Source organism: Cylindrospermum sp. FACHB-282 (genome assembly GCF_014697195.1).
In the GTDB taxonomy this organism is placed as follows: domain Bacteria; phylum Cyanobacteriota; class Cyanobacteriia; order Cyanobacteriales; family Nostocaceae; genus Cylindrospermum.
Map to the genome: position 1 here is coordinate 1 of NZ_JACJRJ010000091.1, position 7,698 is coordinate 7,698.

The 7,698-nt window shown below is 41.5% G+C and carries 6 protein-coding genes and 1 rRNA gene; 4 read left to right on the forward strand and 3 right to left on the reverse strand.

The window, feature by feature from the left end; translation table 11 throughout:
• Nucleotides 1-112, reverse strand: a 16S ribosomal RNA gene (locus H6G32_RS25915); the annotation flags it as partial.
• 303 nt (nucleotides 113-415) lie between these two features.
• On the opposite strand from H6G32_RS25915, the gene nadC reads away from it, so the two are divergent.
• Entirely contained in the window at nucleotides 416-1,279 is an 864-nt protein-coding gene (gene nadC / locus H6G32_RS25920; RefSeq protein WP_190463565.1) for a carboxylating nicotinate-nucleotide diphosphorylase, read from the forward strand.
• Between the two features lie 220 nt (nucleotides 1,280-1,499).
• Entirely contained in the window at nucleotides 1,500-3,266 is a 1,767-nt protein-coding gene (argS, locus tag H6G32_RS25925; RefSeq protein WP_190463567.1) for an arginine--tRNA ligase, read from the forward strand.
• 327 nt (nucleotides 3,267-3,593) lie between these two features.
• Here the strand turns inward: argS and H6G32_RS25930 are convergent, their stop codons facing one another.
• Nucleotides 3,594-3,896 (reverse strand): DUF2087 domain-containing protein, encoded by a 303-nt coding sequence (locus H6G32_RS25930; RefSeq protein ID WP_190463569.1) that lies wholly within the window; start codon nucleotides 3,894-3,896, stop codon nucleotides 3,594-3,596.
• Nucleotides 3,897-4,127: 231 nt separating this feature from the next.
• Between H6G32_RS25930 and H6G32_RS25935 the strand changes: the two genes are divergently transcribed.
• Both H6G32_RS25935 and H6G32_RS25940 read left to right on the forward strand, forming a co-directional pair.
• The gene (locus tag H6G32_RS25935; protein WP_190463571.1) at nucleotides 4,128-4,517 is read left to right on the forward strand and encodes a hypothetical protein; all 390 of its coding nucleotides are present in this window, start codon (nucleotides 4,128-4,130) and stop codon (nucleotides 4,515-4,517) included.
• A gap of 348 nt (nucleotides 4,518-4,865) precedes the next feature.
• Nucleotides 4,866-7,232: a WD40 repeat domain-containing protein gene (locus H6G32_RS25940; RefSeq protein WP_190463573.1), complete on the forward strand. Its 2,367-nt coding sequence runs from the start codon at nucleotides 4,866-4,868 to the stop codon at nucleotides 7,230-7,232.
• Here H6G32_RS25940 and H6G32_RS25945 read toward each other — a convergent pair.
• On the reverse strand, nucleotides 7,224-7,698 hold a 475-nt coding region (locus H6G32_RS25945), incomplete at its 5' end, for a zinc ribbon domain-containing protein (RefSeq protein WP_190453510.1). The genes H6G32_RS25940 and H6G32_RS25945 overlap by 9 nt on opposite strands.

Consider the following 7,698-nt stretch of genomic DNA (forward strand, 5'->3'; position numbering starts at 1 on the left):
TTCTCACGCGTTACTCACCCGTCCGCCACTATCTCCGAAGAGACCGTTCGACTTGCATGTGTTAAGCATACCGCCAGCGTTCATCCTGAGCCAGGATCAAACTCTCCGTTTTGGTTTGTTTGTTTTAGCTCTTTCAACCGATTTTTACAACCTCGGTCAGGTTATTTTTTTACTGACGCAGGCTAGTTGTTTTATACTGGCTTTCAAACTATAATATTTTCAAGGTTCAGTTCCTTTCGGCGCCGCTCTGTCGCGCTCGCTTTCCGGCACTCATCTAATATAGCGAGTCTACATTTCTTTGTCAACTCTTTTTCCAAATTTATTTTGGATATTCTTTGGCGCCGACTAAAATCCTTATAGAGTAAGGATTTTAGGCTATACTGTTCATGTTCGGCAAGTAGAGACTAATTAAGTTGTGAGTAAGTTTGGTGTTTTGCCGCCAAGGCTAGTGTTAGATCCGCTGTTGGGTGGCTGGTTGTTGGAGGATATTGGTAGGGGCGATCGCACGACAGGTAGCCTATTAGTGGAAGATGTGACTCCAGGATCTGCTAAATGGATAGCTAAAGCTGGGGGAATAATTGCTGGTTTACCAGTTGCAGCTAGGGTATTTCAGCTTTTGAATGAAAAGGTGAGCTTTGTGGCGATCGCAGATGAAGGCGCTAGGTGTGAGCCAGGACAGGTAGTGGCAGAAATCCACGGTTCGCTGGATGCGTTGCTGATGGGGGAACGGGTTGCTCTCAACTTAGCGATGCGGTTGAGTGGGATTGCGACGCTCACTAATATATATATAGAGAAAATTGCTGATTTACCTGCCCGGTTGGTGGATACGCGCAAAACTACACCAGGTTTGAGACTTTTGGAAAAGTACGCAACTGCTGTGGGTGGGGCGATTAATCACCGGATGGGGTTGGATGATGCGGTGATGATTAAGGATAATCACATTGCGGCGGCTGGGGGTATTGGAGAAGCTGTTACTCGCGTTCGTTCTCAGATTCCTTATCCTCTAACTATTGAGGTGGAGACGGAAAGTTTGGAACAGGTGCGGGAGGCTTTACAGCACAAAGCTGACATTATTATGTTGGATAATATGCCTTTAAAGCTCATGGGTGAGGCGGTGCAGTTGATTCGCCAGCAGGATAGTGGGGTGAAGATTGAAGCTTCGGGGAATGTGACTTTGGAGACTATTCGGGCTGTGGCGCAAACTGGTGTGGATTATATTTCTAGTAGTGCGCCGATTACTCAGTCTAGGTGGTTGGATTTGAGTATGAGGATTAAATAATTATCCAACTTTGACAAAGTAATGATTTGCAAGAAAGACAAAATTTGATGCAGTCAATTACTTGGTAATTACCCTAGACACTGTTTAGCGGGGTGGTAATGTACCATTACAGTCTTCAGGGTGACGATGTAACTAGATTTTAAGGTTAAAATAGTCAAGCCTTGGGGAATATCCGAGCGTTAAGCAGCCCATAGCCCCTGCAAACAGATAAGATTTAGATATGAACGCTACACAAGAACAACTGAAAGTTAAGTTTGAGCAGGCTTTGGTGGCTGCTTTTGGCGCTGACTACGCTGGGGTAGATCCGATTTTGGTTTCTGCGAGTAATCCTAAATTTGGTGATTATCAGGCGAATGTGGCTTTGTCTTTGAGTAAAAGGTTAGGAAAGCAACCAAGGGCGATCGCATCTGCAATAGTTGATAAATTAGATGTATCGGACATTTGCGAACCCCTGGAGATAGCTGGCCCGGGTTTTATCAATCTGAAACTAAAAACAGCATTCCTGGAAGTACAACTTAACGCTATTCAAGCAGATCCCAGGCTAGGAGTCCCAAAGGCGAAAACCCCACAACGGGAAATTGTGGATTTCTCTAGTCCGAATATTGCTAAAGAAATGCACGTCGGACATTTGCGGTCTACGATTATTGGTGATGCGATCGCTCGGATTCTCGAATTTCAAGGTCATGATGTATTGCGATTGAATCATGTAGGTGATTGGGGTACGCAGTTTGGGATGTTAATCACCTACCTGCGGTTCGTTTACCCAGAAGCGCTTACCACTGCTAACGCTTTAGATATTGGGGATTTAGTCAGCTTTTACCGTAAAGCCAAATTGCGGTTTGATGCAGATGAAGTTTTCCAAGAGACGGCACGGCAAGAGGTTGTAAGATTACAAGCAGGGGCTGAAGATACAATCCATGCTTGGAAACTGCTATGTGAACAGTCGAGGCTTGAGTTTCAGGTAATTTATGATTTGCTGGATGTCCATGTAATGGAACGGGGAGAATCTTTCTACAACTCCTTTTTACCTGGAATTGTGCAAGATTTAGATAAATCTGGCTTATTGGTAGAAAACCAAGGTGCAAAATGTGTTTTCTTGGATGGGTTTACGAATAGAGAGGGTGAACCCTTACCTTTAATTGTCCAGAAAACCGATGGCGGCTATAACTACGCGACGACAGATTTAGCATCTCTCCGCTACCGGATTCAACAAGATGAGGCGAAGCGGATAATTTATGTAACAGATTCTGGACAAGCAAACCACTTTGCTCAATTTTTCCAGGTAGCCCGTAAAGCCGGATGGATTCCCGATGATGTGGAACTTGTGCATGTTCCCTTTGGTTTGGTGCTAGGGGAAGATGGTAAAAAGTTCAAAACTCGCTCTGGAGATACGGTGCGGCTGCGGGATTTGTTAGATGAAGCGATCGCTCGTAGCCGTGCAGACCTAGAAGCTAGATTACAAGAAGAAGAACGTCAAGAAACTGAAGAATTCATTAATAATGTTGCTGAGGTAGTTGGTATCAGTGCAGTGAAGTATGCCGATTTAAGCCAAAACCGGACTAGCAACTACATCTTTAGCTACGATAAAATGTTGGATCTCAAAGGCAATACTGCACCTTATATGCTGTATGCTTATGCACGGATTCAAGGAATTAGCCGCAAGGGCGATATTAATTTTCAGGAGTTGGGTGAAAATGCAAAAATTATATTGCAGCATCCAACAGAATTGGTGTTAGCAAAGGATTTGCTTCAGCTAGATGAAGTTATTAGCACTGTGGAGCAAGATTTGCTACCTAATCGTTTGTGCGAGTATTTGTATGAGTTGTGTAAAAAGTTTAATCTGTTTTATGATCGCATTCATGGAGTGCCAATATTGGAGGCAGAAGAACCGCAGCGGACATCGCGGTTGATTTTGTGTGATTTGACAGCTAGAACTCTGAAGCTGGGATTAAATTTGTTGGGAATTCAGGTTTTAGAGAGAATGTAGGAATATTTTTTAAACGCAAAGGGACGCAGAGAGTATATTTCTTTGCGTCTTTGGTGGTTTTCTAATCCAACTTTTTGGCAGGTGGCCAATAGAAAGGACACTAACAAAAGGCTTCTCAAGATCATCCATCAAAACAAGCGATCATCCACCTTACCAAATCTAATCTGCCATTGCCTACATGACGACAAAAAACCTTTGCATCATCAATATATCTATCCATCTCCTGAGCTAGTATTTCTGCTAAATCAGGTTAATTCTCTGTCATAAATTCGTTGTTTACACTCAAACCAAAGTTGTAGTTGAACGGTGGCCCAGCGATTGGACACGTCAATTTTCAATGGTGATATTATCCACTGACTGATTAGACCAGTAAGCAGAACCATCACGCTTTCTGTTGATTAGTCCACCCTCAAAAAGTTCTCGCCGCAACAGCGCAGGATCACCGAACAAATGATACTCATTTAGTAATAAATTCACTTCTTTTTCTGTGTAAATTATACCGGACTCAAATTTCGTTGTTAGATACTCTAACACCAGCCTTTGGAATTTTCCGTTATTGCGTTTAGATGGCCATTGTTTCACACGCCCTTGTTCATCTAGATAGCGTTGAAGTTCATCCGAGTAGTTCATACTTTGTGAACAAACCTAAATAAATTACAACTACGTAGTAGCTCTCTGGAAAAGCTACTACATCTAATATTTTTACCTCATTTTTGATATTCATCTATAGTTTGTAGTATGAACACTACCCACCCGATGATTATAAAAATCATGCTGACACTTATCGGGCACTTAGATCAGCTTCTATCCGTCAAGATTAGTCATCAATGATGAAAATATAACAGCGTGTAGGAGGAGAAATTGAAAATAGCAGTTATTGCCAAAAAACTAATCATATCACTAGGTTTGTTTGTTTTATTTGCCCCAAATCAAGCATCAGCACAACTGATACCCCAACCTTGGCTTTCAGTCGGGGGAAAAGATGGTGATACAACCTATGCTGTGGGAGCTAGGGCTTTAAATTTCGGGGTTGAATTGGGAACTGGCCCTGATGGGGCTACAGGAGTAGATGTTCTAAAATTTATCAATTTGCCTGTAATTTCACCTTATGTAGGAGTTGGCTTATATTCAGAAGATAAGGGCATTGCTGTTTCCGGTGGTGTGCAAGTAAGCGCTACCAAGCACGTTTTTGTGGGTGCTGGTTACAATTCTGTTAGAGGGATAAATGGGCAACTGGGAATAAAGTTTTAATTTCTGTTTGAAAAAAAATATTTAGCCTTAACACTAGCAGATAATGTCCGTTAAATTGAGATTTACTTAGCCTAATCTCAATAAACCCAGTTTCTAAGATGATTGAATTAATTTCCCAGCCATAAGCTTAGATTTAATAGTTATACCTCAGTTAACCCTTACCGAATAGCTGAGGTTTTTTAATTTCAATCTTGTTCTAGATTCATTTTTGGTGTAATCTTTATGGACTGACAAAGGATAATACTTTCAAGTAATAATATAAGCAATATATGGATAACAAGAGCGGGGAAATTGCTACCCGTCCTTGTAGCACAATGTTAATGTTATTTATTTAATAGGAGTCTACTTATGGAGCCAGGGTTAAGGTTACTAATTCAACTGGTATTAGAGTTTGCACCTGTGATGGTAAATCTCGTTCAAAAAAGAACAGCAGCAAGTCTAACTACCAATAACTACCTGTTCCCCAAATCAATCCAAGAATTCATTCAAAGTGTAAATATTATTACCCAGACAGATAGTTCTATTGCCGAATTTTCACAACAAAAATGTCTGCAACAGCAATTAGCAGTTTACTATAATGAAACGCAATTTAAAATAGCCCAGCAAGAGCGAGAAACAGCACTCAATTTGCCAGAAGTTCATAAAATTATGGATAGTTGGCCGTTGAGATTATATCCTTCGCAAATTTTAGAATCTCACACCAGTAATGGACGCATACCACTAAAAATTTTTCTGGCGCCTCCACGAGTGCAGTTTGACCAATTTGAAAACAGGACTGAAGGATTTGCCGAAATTGAACCTAGGTTAGCTGAAGGAATACGAAACTTTATCAATAAGCATTACTCTCTGCACAATCCAGACAGACCAACGGAATTTTTAGCAGGAGCCTGGGATAGTAAACGTTTTCATAGTGAATCCAGTATTAAAGCTCTTTTTTGCTCATTAAAAACAGAGCCTGTTTTAATTTTAGAATCTGAAAATGATGGAGATTATCTAAATTTCCGGATTGCTTACTGGGGATTGGGGCAAGAAAATTATTACTATCAGACAATTGCTCGCTTACCTTATCGAGAAATTGTGGAGGACTTTGCTAAAAATCGTGCCTTGGAGTGGAAGAAAGTTAGAGATGAACTGGTAAATTTGGGAGAAAATGCCGAAGATATTAATAATTTTGGCAGAGAAAATGCAATTATTTTGGCAACTTGGGAAAAGGCAGAAAAATGGAAAGATAAAGGAATTGATGTGAGTAAGTTGGGATTACAATACCAAATTAATCATCAAGATTTGGAAAAGCTGTGCCAGGTGTTAATTTCCTGTCACTGTTTAGTTGCTGCTTGGGTGGCGGATGCTTATCACTTAGTTCATCATGATGTATCTCCCTTATTACCAGAGTTACTGCCAAGTTTGCTCACAGATGGGCTGGATTTACAATCAGTGCAAGCCATTGCCACAGGTTACAAACAAGTATACCAAGCTTTAGAGACAGAGCGACATTTCTGGATTCCAGAATTGGCTTTACAATTAGCCCAAAGTTTATCTAATTTACCTGATATCTCTTGGTCACAGGAACAGGTTGATTACTCGATTAATACATGGTTGCAACTCCGGCAAGTATCAGATCAAGAAGTCGATAGCCCCTTGGAGGCGATGCAATTAGCCGTTAGGATAGAAGATGAGGAATATGTTCAAAAGTTGAGAAAATACTTTGCGGCAGTTGGTGATAGTGAGAGTATTGTTTGTGTTGAGAGACTTTTAGAAAGTATCGCTCATCTCAAAGACAAACGCAATTTAGAATCTGTCAATATTAGCTATACCCTTACTGGACATTCTGGCAAAGTTACATCGGTAGGGATTAGTTCTGATGGCGAAGTATTAGTTAGTGGAAGTGCAGATAAAACTATTAATGTCTGGAATCTTAAAACAGGTAAACTAATCCGCACTCTCACAGGGAATTTAGGAGAAGTTTCATCTGTGGCGGTGAGTTCTAATGGCAATTTTTTGGCTGTTGGTAGTTGCGAACACCCTCAAAGTAATGTGAAGGTATGGCATTTGAAAACGGGTAAACTGCTACACACGCTATTAGGTCATCAAAAACCAGTCAATGTCGTGGCAATCAGTCCAGATGGGCAGATTCTCGCCAGTGGCAGTCATAAAATCAAGATTTGGAATTTGCACAAAGGCGATCGCATTTGCACTCTTTGGCATACATCCGCAGTTCATGCCATTGCCATCAGCACCGATGGTACTATCCTCGCCAGCGGCAGTTCTGACACCAAACTCAGGCTGTGGAATCCACACACTGGTGATCCGTTACGCACACTCACAGGTCACACAGGTGAGGTCAAATCTATCGCCATTAGTCCAGATGGCAAAATCCTTGTGAGTGCCAGTACAGACAAAACCATCAAAATCTGGCATCTGATCACAGGTAAACTGCTGTATACCCTGACTGAACACTCAGACGAGGTCAAATCTATAGCTATTAGTCCAGATGGTCAAACTCTCTGGAGTGGCAGTGCAGACACGACTATCAAACGGTGGCATCTTTCTACAGGCAAATTGCTGCAAACCCTGACTGGGCATTCTGGGTCAGTAAATTCCGTTGCGCTGAGTGTAGATGGTAAGTTTCTTGGCAGCGGCAGTACAGACAAAACGATTAAAATTTGGCAGGTGTTGACCTCTCCCCGGTCTAAAGACACGGGGATTCTAAACTGATACTACGTGGTAGGCTGAAGCCGTACCACTTCGCTTTTTAGTTTTGGTTTCCCAGATACGAAATCTGGTAGCAAGGGTCAAAACTTGCCTACAGACCTTGACTAGGACGAGTCCTAATTGTGTCTCTACCTTGCGAAGTATATTCGCTGCACCATTTAAATCAGCGTTAATAAATAGTCCTTTTCCTGTGCGGAACATACCGCGTTTTACTCGTTTTCCACTTGGTTTCCACCCTTCAGGTTTTGCGCCGAAAGTAGGTAGAAAATCACCATCTAAAAAACTAGTTTTACTGGTATAGGATTCTTCAGTTTCTACAAATTTGATGCCGTGGTACTCGCATAACTGTTTAACTCGTTTTTTGAGTTTGGCGGTTGGTATCTGCACAAATGATTGCGTTGTTCTACCTAACTGCGCTTCTTGTCTTTGTCCCTGATTCCACCCAAATACCACTACACCAATTTGATGT

Bases quoted from the DNA above. Each gene is read 5' to 3' on its own strand.
- argS (WP_190463567.1), top strand. From the start codon at position 1,500: ATGAACGCTACACAAGAACAACTGAAAGTTAAGTTTGAGCAGGCTTTG.
- H6G32_RS25930 (WP_190463569.1), bottom strand. From the start codon at position 3,896: ATGAACTACTCGGATGAACTTCAACGCTATCTAGATGAACAAGGGCGT.
- H6G32_RS25940 (WP_190463573.1), top strand. From the start codon at position 4,866: ATGGAGCCAGGGTTAAGGTTACTAATTCAACTGGTATTAGAGTTTGCA.